The 17940-nt window shown below is 44.3% G+C and carries 20 protein-coding genes; 4 read left to right on the top strand and 16 right to left on the bottom strand.

What is annotated here, in order from left to right; translation table 11 throughout:
- Nucleotides 1-33 precede the first annotated feature (33 nt).
- The 5 genes from N8M93_RS19810 to N8M93_RS19790 all read right to left on the bottom strand — a co-directional run bounded on the left by N8M93_RS19810 (nucleotide 34) and on the right by N8M93_RS19790 (nucleotide 4328).
- Nucleotides 34-387, bottom strand: coding sequence for a PH domain-containing protein (locus tag N8M93_RS19810; protein ID WP_261134362.1), 354 nt, complete (start codon nucleotides 385-387; stop codon nucleotides 34-36).
- A gap of 160 nt (nucleotides 388-547) precedes the next feature.
- On the bottom strand, nucleotides 548-1027 hold the full coding sequence (locus N8M93_RS19805; RefSeq protein ID WP_261134361.1) for a hypothetical protein: 480 nt from the start codon (nucleotides 1025-1027) through the stop codon (nucleotides 548-550).
- Between the two features lie 128 nt (nucleotides 1028-1155).
- Complete coding sequence (locus N8M93_RS19800) at nucleotides 1156-2439, bottom strand: DUF4179 domain-containing protein (protein ID WP_261134360.1); 1284 nt, start codon at nucleotides 2437-2439, stop codon at nucleotides 1156-1158.
- On the bottom strand, nucleotides 2436-2954 hold the full coding sequence (locus N8M93_RS19795; RefSeq protein ID WP_261134359.1) for an RNA polymerase sigma factor: 519 nt from the start codon (nucleotides 2952-2954) through the stop codon (nucleotides 2436-2438). Before N8M93_RS19795 ends, N8M93_RS19800 begins: the two co-directional genes overlap by 4 nt.
- Before the next feature lie 675 nt (nucleotides 2955-3629).
- Complete coding sequence (locus tag N8M93_RS19790) at nucleotides 3630-4328, bottom strand: DUF421 domain-containing protein (protein WP_261134358.1); 699 nt, start codon at nucleotides 4326-4328, stop codon at nucleotides 3630-3632.
- A gap of 124 nt (nucleotides 4329-4452) precedes the next feature.
- Here N8M93_RS19790 and N8M93_RS19785 point away from each other — a divergent pair, with 124 nt between their 5' ends.
- The 3 genes from N8M93_RS19785 to N8M93_RS19775 are packed head-to-tail and all read left to right on the top strand — an operon-like array spanning nucleotide 4453 to nucleotide 5236.
- Nucleotides 4453-4689, top strand: a complete 237-nt coding sequence (locus N8M93_RS19785) for a hypothetical protein (RefSeq protein ID WP_261134357.1) — start codon at nucleotides 4453-4455, stop codon at nucleotides 4687-4689.
- A 12-nt stretch (nucleotides 4690-4701) separates the two neighbouring features.
- On the top strand, nucleotides 4702-4995 hold the full coding sequence (locus N8M93_RS19780; RefSeq protein WP_261134356.1) for a hypothetical protein: 294 nt from the start codon (nucleotides 4702-4704) through the stop codon (nucleotides 4993-4995).
- 10 nt (nucleotides 4996-5005) lie between these two features.
- A complete protein-coding gene (locus N8M93_RS19775; RefSeq protein WP_261134355.1) occupies nucleotides 5006-5236 on the top strand; it encodes a hypothetical protein in 231 nt (76 codons plus the stop codon).
- Between the two features lie 228 nt (nucleotides 5237-5464).
- Here N8M93_RS19775 and N8M93_RS19770 read toward each other — a convergent pair whose 3' ends face one another.
- The 10 genes from N8M93_RS19770 to putP form a co-directional block, all read right to left on the bottom strand.
- Nucleotides 5465-6256: a cytochrome c oxidase assembly protein gene (locus N8M93_RS19770; protein ID WP_396125737.1), complete on the bottom strand. Its 792-nt coding sequence runs from the start codon at nucleotides 6254-6256 to the stop codon at nucleotides 5465-5467.
- Nucleotides 6253-6747 (bottom strand): DUF2243 domain-containing protein, encoded by a 495-nt coding sequence (locus N8M93_RS19765; protein ID WP_261134354.1) that lies wholly within the window; start codon nucleotides 6745-6747, stop codon nucleotides 6253-6255. Before N8M93_RS19765 ends, N8M93_RS19770 begins: the two co-directional genes overlap by 4 nt.
- Nucleotides 6748-7062: 315 nt before the next feature.
- Nucleotides 7063-7212: a hypothetical protein gene (locus tag N8M93_RS19760; protein ID WP_261134353.1), complete on the bottom strand. Its 150-nt coding sequence runs from the start codon at nucleotides 7210-7212 to the stop codon at nucleotides 7063-7065.
- Between the two features lie 71 nt (nucleotides 7213-7283).
- Nucleotides 7284-7838: a maltose acetyltransferase domain-containing protein gene (locus N8M93_RS19755; protein ID WP_261134352.1), complete on the bottom strand. Its 555-nt coding sequence runs from the start codon at nucleotides 7836-7838 to the stop codon at nucleotides 7284-7286.
- Between the two features lie 231 nt (nucleotides 7839-8069).
- Nucleotides 8070-8279, bottom strand: coding sequence for a hypothetical protein (locus tag N8M93_RS19750; RefSeq protein ID WP_261134351.1), 210 nt, complete (start codon nucleotides 8277-8279; stop codon nucleotides 8070-8072).
- Nucleotides 8280-8453: 174 nt separating this feature from the next.
- Nucleotides 8454-9362 carry a diacylglycerol kinase gene (locus N8M93_RS19745; RefSeq protein WP_261134350.1) on the bottom strand — a complete coding sequence of 303 codons (909 nt, stop codon included), beginning with the start codon at nucleotides 9360-9362 and terminating at the stop codon, nucleotides 8454-8456.
- A 305-nt stretch (nucleotides 9363-9667) separates the two neighbouring features.
- Complete coding sequence (gene gatB / locus N8M93_RS19740; RefSeq protein WP_261134349.1) at nucleotides 9668-11101, bottom strand: Asp-tRNA(Asn)/Glu-tRNA(Gln) amidotransferase subunit GatB; 1434 nt, start codon at nucleotides 11099-11101, stop codon at nucleotides 9668-9670.
- A gap of 15 nt (nucleotides 11102-11116) precedes the next feature.
- A complete protein-coding gene (gene gatA / locus N8M93_RS19735; RefSeq protein ID WP_261134348.1) occupies nucleotides 11117-12574 on the bottom strand; it encodes an Asp-tRNA(Asn)/Glu-tRNA(Gln) amidotransferase subunit GatA in 1458 nt (485 codons plus the stop codon).
- Between the two features lie 18 nt (nucleotides 12575-12592).
- A complete protein-coding gene (gene gatC, locus N8M93_RS19730; RefSeq protein WP_261134347.1) occupies nucleotides 12593-12883 on the bottom strand; it encodes an Asp-tRNA(Asn)/Glu-tRNA(Gln) amidotransferase subunit GatC in 291 nt (96 codons plus the stop codon).
- Nucleotides 12884-13416: 533 nt separating this feature from the next.
- A complete protein-coding gene (putP, locus tag N8M93_RS19725) occupies nucleotides 13417-14928 on the bottom strand; it encodes a sodium/proline symporter PutP (RefSeq protein ID WP_261134346.1) in 1512 nt (503 codons plus the stop codon).
- Between the two features lie 538 nt (nucleotides 14929-15466).
- Here putP and N8M93_RS19720 point away from each other — a divergent pair.
- Complete coding sequence (locus N8M93_RS19720) at nucleotides 15467-16354, top strand: YitT family protein (RefSeq protein ID WP_396125740.1); 888 nt, start codon at nucleotides 15467-15469, stop codon at nucleotides 16352-16354.
- Nucleotides 16355-16418: 64 nt separating this feature from the next.
- On the opposite strand, the gene N8M93_RS19715 is transcribed toward N8M93_RS19720, so the two are convergent.
- A complete protein-coding gene (locus tag N8M93_RS19715; RefSeq protein WP_261134344.1) occupies nucleotides 16419-17927 on the bottom strand; it encodes a potassium/proton antiporter in 1509 nt (502 codons plus the stop codon).
- Nucleotides 17928-17940: the final 13 nt, after the last annotated feature.

Below are 17940 nucleotides of genomic sequence, written 5' to 3'. Positions count from 1 at the left end.
ATTCGAAGCATACTCACACTTCCATTATTGTGCTTAACTCATATGCTTCCGTTGTGCGTTGACCAATTCAATGAAAGCCTGAGGTTGGCTATCGGATAGATATTTGAACTGTACCTGGTCGCCTTTCACCTTCAAGGAAAAACGCGGGTAGAAAAGACCCTTCTTCAGTTGGAATTTTTGTATCGTTGTATAATCGTAGGTTTCAACCAGTTCACCAGGCTGGATCAGATAATCGCCAACGAACATAAGCCGTTCAGTTGTTGCAGCAAGCACACCAGGTCTCGGTGTGAACGTGAATATATAGGTGAGTAAAGAACAACGTCTTGTCGCTAGTAGTTGTTCATCTTCTTTTAACATTTGTTTGATCTGTTCCGTCGTCACTTGCATGCGAATCCTCTCCCGCCTTTTTCGAGTACTATTACCTACGAACCAATAAGCCAAAAGTTTCATCTCTATAGAAAATGGTGCCAGGCACCAATTTAAATCCCTTGGGGCCCAAGGGTTAAATTGTCGTGCCTGGCACCGGGTGTGTTTCTACTATAGTATTTTATTTTGTGGTTTCGCTTGGGACTTTAATGACTTTGACCATTTGCCGGATGGCCCCGAGATGATATGCGGAGTGGGCCAATATGCCACACAATCCATTAGCGGTCTGTTCATCTATCGTATCCAACCGTTCGATTTTTTCTAGTACCGTTTTGTATTCCATATTGAGTTCATCTTTAAATCGTTGCCATGTCATCTGATCAACAGAAGTGATTTTCCATGATTCTTCCCAGTTCGAGTTCGGCTTTTCACCTTTCATGTAGGTGTTCGCCACCCATAGGTAATAGCGAGTATGATCCGTGTGAGCAGCAATCGTCGTTCCCTGGATCGGTATGGACGCTTCCTCTGCCGATAGTCTATCAAGTGTCCCGAAGATCCCGCTACCTGGTTTCGCCTCCGTGTACCAGCTTTCGTTTTTTTCCGGCCCATCGAATGTTTCTGCCAACAATGTTTTCACTGCTTCCAATAAGGTGTTGTTCATCTCAGTTCCTCCTAAAATTTTTTCGTAGGACGTATTGATGTTTTAACCTCTTGTTGATCATCCCTTTGGTAACTTACGACATAGAAAATAGAATTCCTGTCAGTGGTAATAAAAATAGGAGAATCGCTTTATCGGCCTGTGATTTGAATGGCTTTGTCGGATGGTTCTGCGGTAACGTATTTGGTGATCGTCAACATCTCCACTTTTGTTATTTCACCGTCGAAAACAAGCACGTGCTGTTTTTCCAAACCGTCTTCCGTTTTATCGAACGATTTGTCATATGATGTATCAAGAGATGCTGTACCTCCCTCTCCCTCAAGCCTTGCCTCAAGGACACTGAAGTGTTCAGGTGTATTCAAGATCATTTCTGTCTTACCTTCTTTTACATTGATTTCTCCAATTGTGAGGTTTTCGCCTGCTAATTGGATGCTATCCTCACCAGGATTGATTTTTTCATCCGATTCGTGGATCTTCAAGTCCCTTTCAAGTATGAGAGTCACGTTTTCAACATCTTCAGGCAGTGGATCGAACTCCAAGTCAAACGTGTATCCGCCAATGCTGGACGTCATTCCTGATCCTTGCGGGCGAATCATTTCATTATCTGCTTTCAAAATATATTGAAATGCCAGATGTCCCATCCCCATTTCATTCCATACTTTCTGGTTCTTGACGTTTATTTTACCTTTGATGACCGTTTGCGTTGGGGTCGCCGTCAACTTTTCGAATTCATAGGTCGCTGTATCTGTTTTCAGTGTCTCTTTCATTCTCAGATCGTATTTCGTCATCAAAGCTTTTGAACGGTCCAGTTCGAACGAAATCGTCGCAGCTTGAGATGGATCTTGGTCCATTCTGATATGGAAGTCAATATTTTTCACAAACGGGTTCGGTGGTTCGAAGGATTGGACGAACGACATCTTCGTATTATCGTCATTCACTGTGCCGAATCCTGACGTGTCAATGATCTGTCCAAAGAAGCTTTCCATTTTTATGTTAAAATCCGAAAACTTATGTTCTATATTTTTCCTCGGATCAAAAACGGTGTACATGACGATCAGTCGATTCTTATCGAGCATGAGTCCGTCGACAGTGACTTGAATGCCATTAGGAAGCTCAGTACTTTTATCAATCACCTGGCCTTTTCCTTGTTCATTCAGATCACTCAAGGAATCGGTCAGCACGTGGTCGAAACCAAGAATTTTCTTACCGTAGTAAGCCATCGTGTCAAATTGATATGTGAATAGGAGAATGAAAATGAGCGAGGCAGCGATGAGAGAAGGCCGCTTCCACCGTTTCGGCATTTTCGGAGGCTCCATATCGAGTCTATTTCTGAGTCGATCTTCAAGACCATCCGGTGCTTTCATAGAATGGATGTTTTCTCCGTCTTCCTTCAGTTTCTTTTCCAGGTTGCTCATAGATATTCACCTCCAAGGAGTTCCTTCAGCTTCTTCAGTCCGAATGAGATTCTTGATTTTACCGTGCCGATCGGGACTTTGGTTAGTTTCGCGATCGTTTCATAGTCGTAATCAAGCCAGTAACGAAGCTGTATCGCTTCTTGCTGATCGACGCTTAATTTGCCTAAATGTTTTTGGACATCCAATTGATGTATGGTTCGCTCACCTTCGTGTGCATTGGTTGGCCCATCGATTTCTTCCATAACCGTCGTCTTTTTCCGCTTTCTAAGAATGTCGCGGCAGCGATTGACGAGGATGGTTTTGCTCCAGCTATAAAAGGAACCTCGTTTTTTCAGAGTGTTGATCTTCTCATAAAGGATGACGATCATGTCTTCAAGTGCATCCATCGCATCCTCTTCGTGGCGTAAATAGGTATATGCTAATCTGTAATACTGATCTTTTTCTGCTAAGACAAGCTGTAACAGCGCTTCTTTATCCCCTTTTTGTGCTTTGCGCACCAGTTTCTCAATCTCCAAAGGCTCTCCCCCTCCTCCACTACACCTTAGAGTCACCATCCCCTCAAAAAGTTCAAATGAATTTCAAAATTTCAGCAGCGGAACTTTTCGGGTGCCTGGCACGACAATTTCGCCCTTGTCCCCCAAGGGATTACAAAAAGTGCCTGGCACCGATTCAAAACCCCTGGTACATCAACGATTGAAATCGGTGCCAGGTACACTTCCTGTTAAGTTTTCCTTTTCATTTGATTCCTTCTGTGTTTTTTAAATTCATATTCTTCCCGCAGCTAAACTAGTTCCACTGTGAGCTGAAAATTCCTTCCAAATATTTGATCAAACGTTTGTTTGAAATTCACTTCTTGCGTATTGCAATGTGTTCACCTCATTAATCAAATGTTTGTTTGAAACTCTTGCAAATCATGTCACAAAGGTGAAAATTTACACTTTCGGATACGATTTCGCGCCTTAATCAAACGTTTGTTTGAAATGAAAATACGGTCTGTAACAAAGATTTCACCAGCTTAATCAAACCCTTGATTGAACTTCTACGGAGATTGTCGAGAGCCCCAATCCTCTTTCACTGTAACAGGCACCGAAATTCAGCCCTTGCGCCCCAAGGGATTACAAAAAGTGCCTGGCACCGATTCAGACCCCTTGGTAGATCTGGGTTTCAAATCGGTGCCAGGCACTATTGGTTTAATAATCGACGTTGTCATCGTATTTATCGATGTATAGTGTTCCGTCTTGCTGTACTTCTGCGTAAAAGACTTCAGATATCTCCTGAACACCTGAATCCCGGAGCTTTTGGCCGAGCCAAGCTTTATCGAGGTGCAGTTTAGATAAATTGCTTTCATTGATTTTCCCGTCTGACACCACTTCTGTACCGACTGAACTGCTCCTACTCGGTTGAAATAAGTTCATATCGCTCTGTGTCAGGGGTTGCTTACTCTCTTTTTTCATGACGGATAATGTGCCATCTGTTTCAAAGATCGCAAAAGCTACATCAGATAGCGTGAAAATCCCTTTCTTTCGGAGCATGGTATTAAGCGAATCCACATCCAGCCTCGTTTTCCGAAGGGAATCCTCCATGATCTTTCCATTCTTCATTACAACAATTGGATCACCATTAAGGAGCTTGCGGGCTCCCTTTGATTTGATATCCATAAACCCGAACAAAACCGTGAAAACTGTCCATCCGACTAAAGCCATCACACCATTCTGGATGCTTAACATTTCATCCATCGCGAGGGATCCGGCAATCGTCCCTATTGCTATGGCTGATACGAAATTATGGAAAGTCATCTGACTGATTTCTTTTCGTCCCATGATCCTCGTCATCGCCCATAAAACCAGGAACGATAAAGCTAATCTGAAAATTAGTTCTGTGAACGTCATAGAGCCACCTCATTTTTTATGTATCAACTATAAGGGTGCCCCGCTTTTTGATGATAATTCTCTTCAAATTTCATGATAAGTCCGCATAAAAGGTATATAATGTCAATAACAGGAGGCGGTTTTGATGGGTTTTTATTGGGTTGGTATCATCTTTTGGGGCTGCACCATCGTATCGTTGTTTTTATTTCTTTTTTCTGTGATGAGCCGGAATTCTTTCTGGATGATGATCAGCGGATTCTCACTAACATTGCCTGCCTTGTATTTCCTCGGTTCACCTAGCCTTTGGTGGATCGCTATCGCACCGCTCATTCCATTCAGCTTATCCTTTTATATGAAAAAACAGACAGCGAAAAGCGACTAGGGGGATACAGTCATGACAGATATCGTATTACTGACCTTTATCAGTTTCAGTTGGATCATTTTCAGCTGGTTGGTCATCTATTTTCCGAAAAAATTACGCTGGTACATCCTGCCCTATACCATTTTCCAGCTCGGCGCAACGTTGATTGTCTACAGCATCGCATTCATCAAGGGCTGGTCAGGAATGGGATATGGCGGGCTTGGTGTTACGATTGTGGGGATCTCCCTGTTTATGCTGTTGATCGTCCGAGTCTATTACTCCTCGAAGACAAAGGAGGAAACCTCAGAGGAATACGAATCTTTTTAGGAGGGATCGTGTGAATCTTAGAACCTACATAACAGTAGCCATCTTGATCGCTTATGCAATCTCTCTGTTCATTTACATGCAGACGGATTCGGAGGTGGCTTCGTATCTGATGATTGTACTCTTAGGCAGCTATGCGGTAGGCTCTCTCATCCATGCTGTATATCGAAAGTCAAAGCGAGACATGGCCTACTGGTTTTTGATCATTTGCCTGGGCACATTTGTATTGGTTCAACTATATTGACTTGAATTCTATGATTCAATCTTTTTGCTGATACCTTCAAGCTGTTTTCTGTTTCACGAAGTTCTGATCTCAAATTAGAGGCGTCCACACCATTTCGGACAGCATAATAGATGATTAGATAAAGGATTGCCATTCCTAAAAACCCTGCAAACCACATTCCTGAAACAATCACATAATCTCCCCCGTTTTTACTTTCATAGTACCATATTCAGGGATTTCCGTGGTCCTCTAGTTATACTGTGGTTGAAAGGTAGACGTAGTCCGCGGTCTTGAAGCTTTGTACCATTGGTAACAGAAAATCGTGATCAGCACGATATCGATTGCGTCACCGCCGTAATACATCAGCATTCCGCCCGATTCCGCCTGCTCCTGAGGGACGCCCGCAGGTGGGTAAGCATAGATATACTTCGATAGGATCCCGTGCCCTCCTAAAGCGAATACCAGCACGATACCTCGATAAATGAAGCTTCTCTGATGAGATGTCGGATCGATATAAATCATCGAAACTGTGAAAATGTAACCCGCTAAAAAGACGTGCAAATGCACAAGCACATGCAAAAACAAGCTATGTTGCATTGCCAAATATAAATCAGTTGTATATAGTAGCCATAACCCTCCTACATTGAGCAAGGTGGCAACTACCGGATCGCTTAACACATGCAAAAATCGGCTCTTCAACAAGCGCGATATCCTTCTCGACCATTTTACTTTCAATATCCGTAAAATCAGTGTGATTGGTGCTGCAATCGCAATAAGAAGGGGCGCAAGCATTCCAAGCAACAGATGCCCCGTCATATGCATCGTAAAATCCTCATGAGCTCTATTTGCGATAGGACCGACAACAGCTACTACGGCACAAAGAATCCCTACTGTCCAAAAAACATAACGGGTTACGGGCCACGCTTTATAATGACGATTCGAGAAGATTCCAGCGCAAATATAGGAACCGATCATGAGCAAAAACGGGAGCATCAATACAATCTGCGCGCCAGTCTCTTGATGCATATGCCCTTCCATCACGCTTGTGTCCCTTCCAGTTTTCTACGGTATTCCTTGCTTGTCCGGTTGATGAGCATTCCACCGACAATGATCATGATGACCGCAATGATGTTCCAAACCCAGTCATAAATGTACACATTGTCGACGTACCGGATTTGGTGGATCCTCATGATTTTGTGCTGGACGATTCCATCATAGAATTGAAATGCACCGCCGCCTAGCATGCTTCCGCCCCACCATCTTTTAAAGACAAAAGCGCCTCGGCGTTTCAGGTCGGCTAACATGAACAAGCCTCCAATTGTGGCAAACCAGCTGAACGCATGGAACAAACCATCAGAAATCAGACCCATAGAGAGTGTCGTTTTATCATAAAAATGGTGCCAATGCAGCAGTTGGTGGAAGATGGTTTCATCAATGAAAGCGACTAGACCAAGCCCGAACAGGAACCCCGACCAAATATTCCGGTTAAAATATGTAATATTATTCTGTGAATCAATCGAGTCAACAGCCATGGAGATCCTCCTCAAGTTTTGATTCTTTTATTACTCTAACCTTTTTTGAAGAGTTTGAATCAGGCTGTGTAAAATCAGGCATAAAATCCTACCACTACTTTAATCTGTTTTTGATATCCCGGATATTGCTATATAGCCATAAAGTTTGCAGAACACTGAAGGTCATTCCGATGAGGGTCAAATTCAACGTTTGTATTTTACGTTGTTTTTTCTTGAACATTTTTTTCACCTGACTTGGATTTTTTATTGTTCTTAGACTACCTCTGAAAATCATTTTTTATCCCAAACCTATCAGACGGTCAGTCCTTGTGCGTTTCAGCTCCGCTTGATCCTCTTCGGATCCACTTCTTTTTCAACTCTTTTATCCTGCAATTCTTCTGAAAGCTCTACGTCATTTTTGAGAGTTGCCGCATCCAGGTTGTTGTTCTGTGCCGCTTCTTCATTAAGTCTTTCTTTATCAGCCATACTGATGAGCCTCCTTCATGTTCTATACATGAACTAGTATGACCCACCTGCACACAGAGTATCGCTTAAAATTAAACATCGATTTCTTTAAGGATTTTTGCAGGGTTGCCGCCGACTACGACGTTGTCTGGTAGGTCCCTCGTCACAACTGCACCGGAAGCGATCACGACGTTATCCCCAATCGTCAATCCAGGGTTGATGATCGCACCGCCTCCAATCCAGACGTTATCGCCGAACGTCACGGGCTTTCCATACTCCTTGCCAGAGTTTCTCGCTGTAGGATCGAGCGGGTGTGTCGCTGTGTATATATGTACGCCAGGCGCGAGCATGCAATTGTTTCCGAACGTCACCTTGCACACGTCTAAAATCACGCAGTCGAAGTTCGCGAAAAAGTTTTCTCCCACATGGATGTTCGAGCCGTAATCACATCGGAAGCTCGGTTCGATAAAGATTTCCTCCCCGGTCGATCCGAACAGTTCTTTTAAAAGGGAGATCCGCTTGTCCGTTTCGGTCGTTTCATTGATCAATCTCGTCAATCTGCGGGCGTTCTCCCGTTCTTTGATGAGCGTTGGATCTGCAGGGGCATACATTTCGCCCTCCAGCATCTTTTCCTTTTCTGATTTCATGAAGTTCCCCTCCCTATATAAAGAAAAATTAGCAAAGCCTAGCCTTGTGCGTGGGTTGAGCGATTAGTTGCGCTGATATTGAAGAAAGTATTATTACTTTCTTTAAGTATTGAAAATGTAGCTGTCCAAAACATGTCTGAGTCTCTTGAAAACTTAACAACATTTTGAGAAAAATCATGGTTTTTTCTCAAAATGTTGTGTTGGAGTCGCGTCTCGTTAAGAAAACGACTTCTACAGAATCAAATTTTTGCTGATTTGAGCAAATTTGAGAACCGCTTGAGCAATTTCACCTCTATCTTGAGCAAAAATCATCTCAGCTTGAGCAATTTTAACCCTATCTTGAGCAAAAATCATCTCAGCTTGAGCAATTTTAACCCTATCTTGAGCAATTTGATTCTTTGGACCTAATTTCCATTTTCCTAAACGTAAAAACCTTGACAAAGCCAAGCAATAGGCGTTGGCTTTATCATTCGTTCCTCGAAAAAGCGATTGCTTATCCTCCTTGCGGTATATTGCTTCCGAAGCCGTCAGCTTGTGCCCTTATACTGAAGAAAGCATTCAATACTTTACATTAATAAAAATAAACCCGACTTTGCGGGCCGGGTTCGGTTCTGTTTAATTTCCTGTTTCGAATCGTTCTTTCGGGACGATCATCTGCAGGTGGTGCCTAAGGTTTAAGAATTCACCCGGAAGCATACCGCCGTATTCCCCATCGAGGTTCAGCTGCATTTTTTCATCAGTATGGATTTTGATGCGCCTTGCTTTTTCGTAAATGACGTGAGCGTCACGAATATGATCACCTTTGATTGCAAGGGTAGCGACTCGGATGAACTCTGCAAGATTGGCCTTTTTCAAGATGATGAGGTCGAAATACCCGTCATTGAATTCAGAGAGTGGCGCAAGTTTTTCAAAACCTCCGACCGAGTTCGTGTTTGCCACCAGGAAGAGCATGACATCTCCTTCGTACACTTTATCATCGTATTCGATTTTGACGTTGGTCGGACGAATCGAAGGAAGCATCTCCATCCCTTTCAAATAATACGCTAGCTGGCCGATCATCGTTTTCATCTGACTCGGGACAGCATATGTCAGCTCTGTCAGCTTCCCGCCGCCAGCGATGTTGACGAAATATTTTCCGTTGACGCGGCCGATATCGACTGGGATATCGATACCATCACATAAAACCTCAACAGCCTTCTCAATGGTACGAGGAACGCCAAGGGCACGTGCAAAATCGTTCGTTGTCCCTGCTGGGATGATCCCCATCTTCGGCCGGTTCGGAAGCTCTGCGATGCCATTGATGACTTCGTAGATCGTTCCATCCCCGCCTGCTGCAATGACAAGGTCGAATTCACGTTCAACTGCGAGTGTCGCTGCTCTTGTCGCATCTCCTTCATCTGCACAGGTCGCGTGAGCCGAAGCCTCGTAGCCTGCCTTCTCCAATTTATCAAGGATATAAGGCAGCTGGCGCTTGACCTGTTCTCTTCCCGATGTCGGGTTATAAATTAATCGTGCTCGTTTCATAATAGATCACCTGATTTTATTCTATTAGGTTCAAAGAATTTTGAATGGGAAAAAACACCGGACATACCTTGTAAAATATTTCCTATTAATTTTACCGTCCATCTTATTATAGTGACCTTAAATCCAAAATGCAAAACAATACTCTGTGACAATTTCGAAGAGGCCATCTGTGGCGAAAAGTCGTGATTCTTTTGGAATCTGTCGGGATAATTACTGATGGTGTCGTGATTTTTTCAACACGTGTTGCGATTACTCCGTTGCCTTCTAATCTGAAAAGAAGCCCTCGGTAAAGGGCTTCTTCAATCTTATCGCTTTTCGATTTCTTCGACGATCAGTTTGTTGACCATCGGCGGGTTCGCTTTTCCTTTCGTCGCCTTCATCACTTGGCCGACGAGGAATCCGAGCGCACGGTCTTTACCGTTTTTATAGTCGATGATCGATTGTTCGTTCTCATCTAAAATTCCGGTGACGATGCCGCGAAGTTCGCCTTCATCCGAAATCTGGACGAGTCCTTTTTCCTTGACGATGACTTCTGGGTCGCCGCCTTTTTCAATCAATTCTTTGAAGACTTTCTTTGCAATTTTGGAAGAGATCGTTCCTTTTTCGATCAGCTCGATCATCTTCGCAAGTCCTTCTGGCGTGAGGGCGACTTCATCGATTTCTTTGTACTCGGCGTTCAGATATGCGGAAACTTCACCCATCATCCAGTTCGAAGCAGCTTTCGCGTCTGCACCTTTTTCCAGGACTTCTTCAAAGAAATCGGACATCTTCTTGGATTGTGTCAAAACCTTCGCGTCATACGCTGGAAGCTTCAGCTCTTCGATATAGCGCTGCTTACGCGCATCCGGAAGCTCTGGAATCTCTGATTTTACACGGTCGATCCATTCCTGATCGATTGAAAGTCCTACGAGATCCGGCTCCGGGAAGTAGCGGTAGTCATCTGATCCTTCTTTTACACGCATGAGAATCGTTTTCTTGGACTGTTCGTCAAAGCGTCGGGTCTCTTGCAGGATTTCGCCTCCGCTTAGCAGTACTTTTTCCTGACGAACCTCTTCGTGTGCGAGTCCTTTTTGGACGTTAGCGAATGAGTTCAGGTTCTTCAGCTCAGCTTTTGTACCGAATTCCTCTTGTCCGACTGGGCGGAGGGAGATGTTTGCATCACAACGCAACGAGCCTTCTTCCATTTTACAATCCGAAACTTCGGTATATTGCAAGATCGCTTTCAATTTTTCAAGATAAGCATACGCTTCTTCCGGTGTGCGGATGTCCGGCTCGGATACGATCTCGACGAGCGGAGTCCCTTGACGGTTCAAGTCCACGAGGGAGTGCGTTCCGTCGTCAGCATGCATCGATTTACCAGCATCCTCTTCCATATGAAGGCGCGTGATGCCGATTTTCTTTTTCTTGCCATCGACTTCGATTTCAATCCAGCCGTTGACACCGATCGGCTTATCGAATTGTGAAATCTGGTACGCCTTCGGATTGTCCGGATAGAAGTAGTTTTTACGGTCGAATTTCGTTTCGCGTGTGATCTCACAGTTCAATGCCATGGCCGCACGCATCGCAAAGTCAACCGCCTGCTTGTTCACGACAGGTAAAACACCTGGGTGGCCAAGACAGATCGGGCAGACGTTCGTGTTCGGCGGTGCTCCGAATTCCGTGGAGCAGCTGCAGAAGATCTTCGAGTTCGTTTTCAGTTCAGCATGGACCTCAAGTCCGATTATCGTTTCAAAATGCATTTTTTTCGTCCCCCCTTACAGTTGCGGTTTGTTTTGATGATGATCGGTCGCTTGCTCGTAAGCATGAGCAACGCGGTAGATCGTATTCTCATCAAACGCTTTTCCGATGATTTGTAGTCCGACAGGCAGTCCGTTGGAAAGTCCGCATGGGACGGAGATCGCCGGTACTCCGGCTAAGTTGACCGGGATCGTCAGGATATCATTCGCGTACATCGTAAGTGGATCATCTGTTTTGGCACCGATCTTGAACGCCGTTGTGGGTGCTGTCGGTCCGAGGATGACATCGTATTTTTCAAAGACCTCGTCGAAGTCTTGCTTGATCAATGTACGTACTTTTTGAGCTTTTTTATAATACGCATCGTAAAAGCCTGAGCTAAGGGCAAATGTTCCAAGCATGATCCGGCGTTTCACTTCGTCACCGAACCCTTCGCTTCGCGTATGGTTGTAAAGTTCAAGCAGGTTGTCCGCGTTTTCTGTACGCACACCGTAACGGACACCATCAAAGCGCGCCAGGTTTGAAGACGCTTCAGAGGATGCCAGCAGGTAATAAGTCGCAACACCGTATTTGGAGTGTGGGAGTGAAACCTCTTCCCACTCAGCCCCCATGCCTTCGAGGACTTTAAGTGCATCCATGACACGGTTCTTGACGTCTTCGTCTACACCTTCGCCGATGTATTCTTTTGGCACCGCAATTTTCAGACCTTTGACGTCGCCAGTTAGTGCCGCTGTGTAGTCTTTGTTATCAACGTTTGCGGATGTGGAATCCATTTTGTCATAACCGCTGATCGCCTGGAATAAAAACGCATTGTCTTCGACTGTTGTTGTGATCGGACCGATTTGGTCAAGTGAAGACGCGAACGCGACAAGTCCAAAACGGGAAACACGACCGTAAGTCGGCTTGAGTCCTACGACACCACAGAATGCCGCTGGTTGTCGGATCGATCCGCCTGTGTCCGAACCGAGTGAGAAAAAGACTTCTCCGGCTGCGACTGCCGCTGCCGATCCACCGCTTGATCCGCCTGGGACGTAATCAGTGTTCCATGGGTTGCGTGTTTGGAAAAAGCCAGAGTTTTCGTTGGATGAACCCATTGCGAATTCGTCCATGTTCAGCTTTCCGACAGTGATCGTTTCTGCTTTTTTCAATCGCTCAACAACCGTTGCGTCGAAAACTGGCTCAAAGTTTGCGAGCAACTTGCTTCCACAAGTCGTACGCAGGTCTTTCGTCGAGATGTTATCTTTCACGCCGATCGGCAGACCGAAAAGGAGTCCGCGCATTTCGTCGGTCCCCATTTTGCTGTCGAGGTATTTCGCTTGTTCTCTTGCACCTTCTTCATTAAGGGTGAGGAAGGCTTTCACTTTGTCGTCTACTTCGTTGATCCTTAAGAAGGAAGCGTCAACGAGTTCGCTTACCTTCATTTCCTTTTTATGTAGGAGCTCGTGCAGCTCTGAGATCTTCTTTTCAAATAAAGACATCGTCGGTTTTCTCCCTCCCTACTCTAAAACAGCTGGAACTTTGATAAGTCCGTTCTGTGTATCCGGTGTATTCTTGAGTGCTTCTTCACGTGTGAGCCAAGGTTTCGCCTCGTCTTCACGGAGAACGTTTTTCATATCAAGGACGTGGGTAGTCGGTTCCACATCATCTGTATCCAATTCCTTAAGTTGCTCTGCATACCCGATGATCGCGTCAAGCTGGCTCGTGAACTTTTCCGCTTCTTCCTCAGTCACCGCGAGTCGCGCAAGCTTCGCAACGTGCTTTACTTCTTCCTTCGTAATTCGGGCCACTTCTTCCACCTCCAAAAAATCGTACGTATTGCAATATACTGATGATACCAAAAAGAACCCGCCGATATCAACAATCACGCTAAAGCTTTAAAGACTGAATCAAAGGACTGTACCAGGCACCGAAAAAGAAGCCAATGGTACCAAGGGTTCCAGTTCGGTGCCTGGTACAGAAAGTCCTTGCAGCGCCAAGGGATCTGAATCGGTGCCTGGCACCTTTCGTCAACCCTTCGGGGAGTATAAAACGGAGTCAATCTTATCAGCGATTATATTTTCATAGTCTGTACAATCTCCATAGCGGTTTTTTTCTCTACTATAATTTCGACTTCATTCCTCGTTGGTAGGTTCATGGAAGTACGCTCTTTTTTATAATTAACGATATATTTTAAATTTGCATCGATAAATCTTGAGTTTGCACCGATAAACCTTAATTTCGCACTGATAAAATCCAAATGTGCTCCGATATCTCCCCATACAAAAAACCAGCTTAAGAGGCATGTACCTCCAAAGCTGGTTTTCCAATTAAAATATCCCTTTTATTCTTCCACTGCTTCTACGAATTCTTCTTTAACTTCTTGTTTTGGTCCTCTGCCCATCATGCTTACAATGATGATGGCTACTGTCGCGAGGATGAATCCTGGTACGATTTCATAAAGTGCGAATGGAATGACTGCTTCTGTTTGCTCTGCTCCTTCTGGTGGAGTTGAAAGCAGCTTCCAAGCGACAACAGTTACTGCACCGACAATGATTCCAGTCAGCGCACCGTTACGCGTCATACGTTTCCAGAATAGCGACAGGATGACGACCGGTCCGAATGCAGCACCGAATCCTGCCCATGCATAACTAACGAGATCCAATACTTTACTGTTTGAATCAGATGCAATCAACAGCGCGATCAACGCGATACCAAGTACCGCGAAACGGCCGATCCATACCAGCTCTTTTTCAGAGGCATTCTTACGCAAGATCGCTTTGTAAAAGTCTTCCGCTAATGCACTTGAAGATACAAGCAGCTGAGAGTCGACTGTACTCATGATCGCTGCCAGGATCGCAGCTAGCAAAATTCCTGAGACCCAGGGATTGAACAGGACTTGAGTGAACAGGATGAATACTGTTTCCGACGCTGCACCTTCAAGCGGGTTATCTGCAAAGTACGCAATACCTGCAAGACCAGTGAGAAGTGCACCGAACATGGAAATGACCATCCAGCCCATTCCGATCATACGAGCTTTCGGAATGTCTCTTGAAGATCTGACAGCCATGAAACGTGTCAGGATATGGGGTTGTCCAAAGTAACCAAGTCCCCAGGCAAGGTTCGAGATGATTGCAAGGAATCCTGCAATTCCTCCCATACCTGCCATGATGTCAACAAATCCAGGATCTACGGCTCCGACTTGATTGATTGTTTCGTTCCAGCCACCAACTTCTTGGATCGCAACAATCGGAACAATAATCAAGGCTAAGAACATCAAGATCCCTTGAATGAAGTCAGTCCAACTTACTGCTAAAAATCCACCCAGGAAGGTGTAAGAGATGATGACCGCAGCACCAATCCATAATGCCATCGTGTATGACATGTCAAATGAAGATTGGAATAGTTTAGCTCCCCCTACAAGTCCAGAGGCAGTATAAACGGTAAAGAAAAATAGGATGACAATTGCAGAAATCACACGTAAAACCTTCGAGTTGTCACGGAAACGATTTTCAAAGTAATCCGGAATCGTAATCGAATCGTTCGAAACTTCCGTATACTGACGAAGTCGTTTTGCGACAAATTGCCAGTTCAAATATGCACCGATTGATAGACCGATCCCGATCCATGCAGCACTCATACCACCAGCGTATACAGCCCCTGGCAAGCCAAGCAAGAGCCAACCACTCATATCCGAAGCACCTGCACTAAGTGCTGCAACTCCTGGCGTGAGGCTTCTTCCTCCTAATACGTAATCTGATAAGTTACTTGTCAAGCGATAGGAAATAACCCCGATCGCAAGCATTACTACTAGATAAATAATAAATGTTATTAACGTAGGCGTATCAATACCCATCTAAATTAATTCTCTCCTTTCGATTCAACAAAGTACGATATGATAGATAAAATGACGACTAATGGCATAGGTACTAGTAACCAAAACCATGTTGCTGCTGATAGACTGAATTCTTCCACGAGAGCACCTCCTGTAACTTCTTATGCAAGTATTATGCAAAAATAATTCATTCGCACCTTACAAAATATCCCGCATTTGTTGCCACCATTAAAGACCATAACACAATATAAAAGTTAGAACATTGTGATAATTAAAATCTAAGCATTAAGTTGTATAATTATACACATATTATGAAATTGTAAGCATTTTCACCCGTATATAATAATATCTATTCAAAAAAATTCATGAAGATTAATTTGAGGATATTTTTACCATTTGGTGAGTTTAAAATACGATATACCCTCTTATCTTGTCCTTTTCGCCAGTGATTATTTATAAAATCCACAATAGTAAACGGAATATAATGGGTAGCTTGTCATGTATAATAATAATAGAGGAGTTGTTTTTAAAAGTTAAGGGGGAAAATTTGTTGGACGGACTGTTTGAACCAAAACCACAAACAAAGTCTCAACATAAAAAATTATCGAAAACGCAGCTTGCAAAACGGATCATTCTAGTGCCACTAGGGGCATTGCTTGTTGCAATCGGGTTAGAAATCTTCTTGGTTCCAAATCAGATCATAGACGGAGGCATTGTAGGAGTCTCCATCATCCTCTCACACTTGAGTGGTATCAAACTCGGCTATCTGCTGCTTTTATTGAATCTTCCATTCTTTTTCATAGGCTATAAACAGATCGGAAAAACCTTCTCACTCACAACATTGTTCGGTGTCACTACTCTCTCCATATGCACCTTATGGCTACACCCCGTTCCGGTATTGACGGATGACCCATTACTCGCTTCCGTTTTCGGGGGGATCATTCTAGGAATTGGTGTCGGTCTGGTCATCCGGTATGGAGGATCATTGGATGGTACAGAAATCCTCGCGATCCTTTTCAATAAAGCTACACCATTCTCCGTTGGCGAAGTTGTCATGTTCTTCAACCTTTTCATTCTAGGAAGTGCAGGTTTCGTGTTCGGTTGGGAACGCGCTATGTATTCCTTGATCGCTTACTTCATCGCTTTCAAAATGATCAATATCACAATCGAAGGATTCGAGTCTTCCAAATCTGTCTGGATCATCAGTGATCGGCATAAAGAGATTGCAGAAACGTTGAATGCCAGACTAGGTCGAGGTGTTACGTATTTGAACGGTGAAGGTGCTTATACCGGAGATGCGAAGAAGGTCATCTTCTGTGTCATCACCCGGCTGGAAGAAGCGAAACTCAAGAGCATTGTCGAGGAACTTGATCCTACAGCATTCTTAGCAGTCGGTGACATCCATGACGTCAAAGGCGGGCGCTTCAGGAAAAGGAATATCCATTGACCAAGTAGTTTCACAATGTTCAAAAAAGCCGGATTCCATAACACGGATCCCGGTTTTTTGTAGTTTATAATGAACTTTCGTTAACTTCTTCTGCAGGAAGCTGTCTTTTTTCTTTCAATAACTGTTTTAACTTCTCCTTATCTTTTTTCGAAGTCAGGATATAGAGAAAGTCTCCGGCATGAATGACAGTATTCCCTGTTGGCGTAATCAGCTTATCGTCCCTTATGATGGCATTGATCAAGGAACCTTCTGGAAATGGAATATTCACTAACTGCTTTCCAATTATCGCAGCATCATCCTCCATCTCATACTCAATCATCTCAGCAGATGCCTTCTGTAAAGAAACCAGCTCAATTGAATGGATTGGAGTTGATTTCTTAGGTCCTGTCAAATTAAGCTTTTCAGCGACATTTGTAATCGTAGACCCCTGGATCAGACAGCTGGTCAGGACTACGAAGAACACGACATTAAAAATCAGATGGCTGTTTTCAATGTTTGCTAGTAAAGGAAATGTCGCCAGCACAATCGGAACGGCTCCCTTCAATCCAGCCCAGGATAGGAATGCCAGTTCTTTATACGTGTAATTCATTTTCAGCGTTGAAAGATATACCGCAATCGGTCGAGCGAAAAGCATCAAAATCGCAGAGATGAGTATGCTTTTCCACGTATTGTCCCAAGTGAATACTTCTGCCGGAAAAGCTAACAAGCCAAGGATTACAAACATGAGTATCTGCATCATCCAGGCGAATCCTTCTGAAAAACGAGAAATCGAATGTCTGTAGGCGATTTCCTGGTTCCCGATGATGATGGCAAGGACATATACCGCAAGCAATCCGCTGCCGTTCATGAAAGCTGTAACTCCATAAGTGAGCAATGCAAATGATATGGCGAATAAAGGATAAAGTCCACTTGAATCGAGATTGATACGGTTCAATGCAGCGACAGACAATTTCCCGAAAAGATAGCCGAGGAGAAGCCCGAGGCCCATCTGGACGAAGAATGATCCGATCAACGTAAGAATATTCGTGTCAGGGAGAGTAATGAGTTCGATGAGAGCGATCGTCAGGAACACCGCCATCGGATCGTTGGAGCCTGACTCTGCTTCCAAAGTAGTTCCCACCCGATCATTGATGTTCTGACCTTTTAAAACAGCGAAAACTGCTGCAGCATCCGTTGAACCGACAATGGCACCAAATAGAGCTGCTTCCATCCAACCTAACCCAAGGATGAACTTCGCAAAGACCGCGACAATGCCTGATGTTAGGATCACTCCGACTGTAGCGAGTGAAAGGGATGGCATGATGACTGGTCGAAGTTTATTCCATTTCGTCTGAAGTCCACCCTCGAAAAGGATGATGATCAGGGCGAATATACCGATCATTTGCGCTGTACTGGCATTGTCAAAATAAATGATGTTCAATACATCGCTCCCCATGATCATTCCAACCGCCATGAACAGGACGAGTGAGGGAACGCCCAAACGATCCGAGAACTTCGTTGTCAGTACTCCGACGATGAAGAGGATCGCCGTCAATAAGATAAAGGTATCCGTGTGTAAAATATCTTCAAACATAGTGCAACCCCTC

The sequence above is a fragment of the Bacillus sp. Marseille-Q3570 genome (assembly GCF_946151055.1).
Classification (GTDB): domain Bacteria; phylum Bacillota; class Bacilli; order Bacillales; family Fictibacillaceae; genus Pseudalkalibacillus.
This window is presented reverse-complemented; position numbering and strand designations above follow the sequence as displayed.

Coding starts and splice junctions, on each gene's coding strand:
- N8M93_RS19810 (WP_261134362.1), bottom strand. CDS start 387: ATGCAAGTGACGACGGAACAGATCAAACAAATGTTAAAAGAAGATGAA.
- N8M93_RS19805 (WP_261134361.1), bottom strand. CDS start 1,027: ATGAACAACACCTTATTGGAAGCAGTGAAAACATTGTTGGCAGAAACA.
- N8M93_RS19800 (WP_261134360.1), bottom strand. CDS start 2,439: ATGAGCAACCTGGAAAAGAAACTGAAGGAAGACGGAGAAAACATCCAT.
- N8M93_RS19790 (WP_261134358.1), bottom strand. CDS start 4,328: ATGACGTTCACAGAACTAATTTTCAGATTAGCTTTATCGTTCCTGGTT.
- N8M93_RS19785 (WP_261134357.1), top strand. CDS start 4,453: ATGGGTTTTTATTGGGTTGGTATCATCTTTTGGGGCTGCACCATCGTA.
- N8M93_RS19780 (WP_261134356.1), top strand. CDS start 4,702: ATGACAGATATCGTATTACTGACCTTTATCAGTTTCAGTTGGATCATT.
- N8M93_RS19765 (WP_261134354.1), bottom strand. CDS start 6,747: ATGGCTGTTGACTCGATTGATTCACAGAATAATATTACATATTTTAAC.
- N8M93_RS19760 (WP_261134353.1), bottom strand. CDS start 7,212: ATGGCTGATAAAGAAAGACTTAATGAAGAAGCGGCACAGAACAACAAC.
- N8M93_RS19755 (WP_261134352.1), bottom strand. CDS start 7,838: ATGAAATCAGAAAAGGAAAAGATGCTGGAGGGCGAAATGTATGCCCCT.
- N8M93_RS19745 (WP_261134350.1), bottom strand. CDS start 9,362: ATGAAACGAGCACGATTAATTTATAACCCGACATCGGGAAGAGAACAG.
- gatB (WP_261134349.1), bottom strand. CDS start 11,101: ATGCATTTTGAAACGATAATCGGACTTGAGGTCCATGCTGAACTGAAA.
- gatA (WP_261134348.1), bottom strand. CDS start 12,574: ATGTCTTTATTTGAAAAGAAGATCTCAGAGCTGCACGAGCTCCTACAT.
- putP (WP_261134346.1), bottom strand. CDS start 14,928: ATGGGTATTGATACGCCTACGTTAATAACATTTATTATTTATCTAGTA.
- N8M93_RS19715 (WP_261134344.1), bottom strand. CDS start 17,927: ATGTTTGAAGATATTTTACACACGGATACCTTTATCTTATTGACGGCG.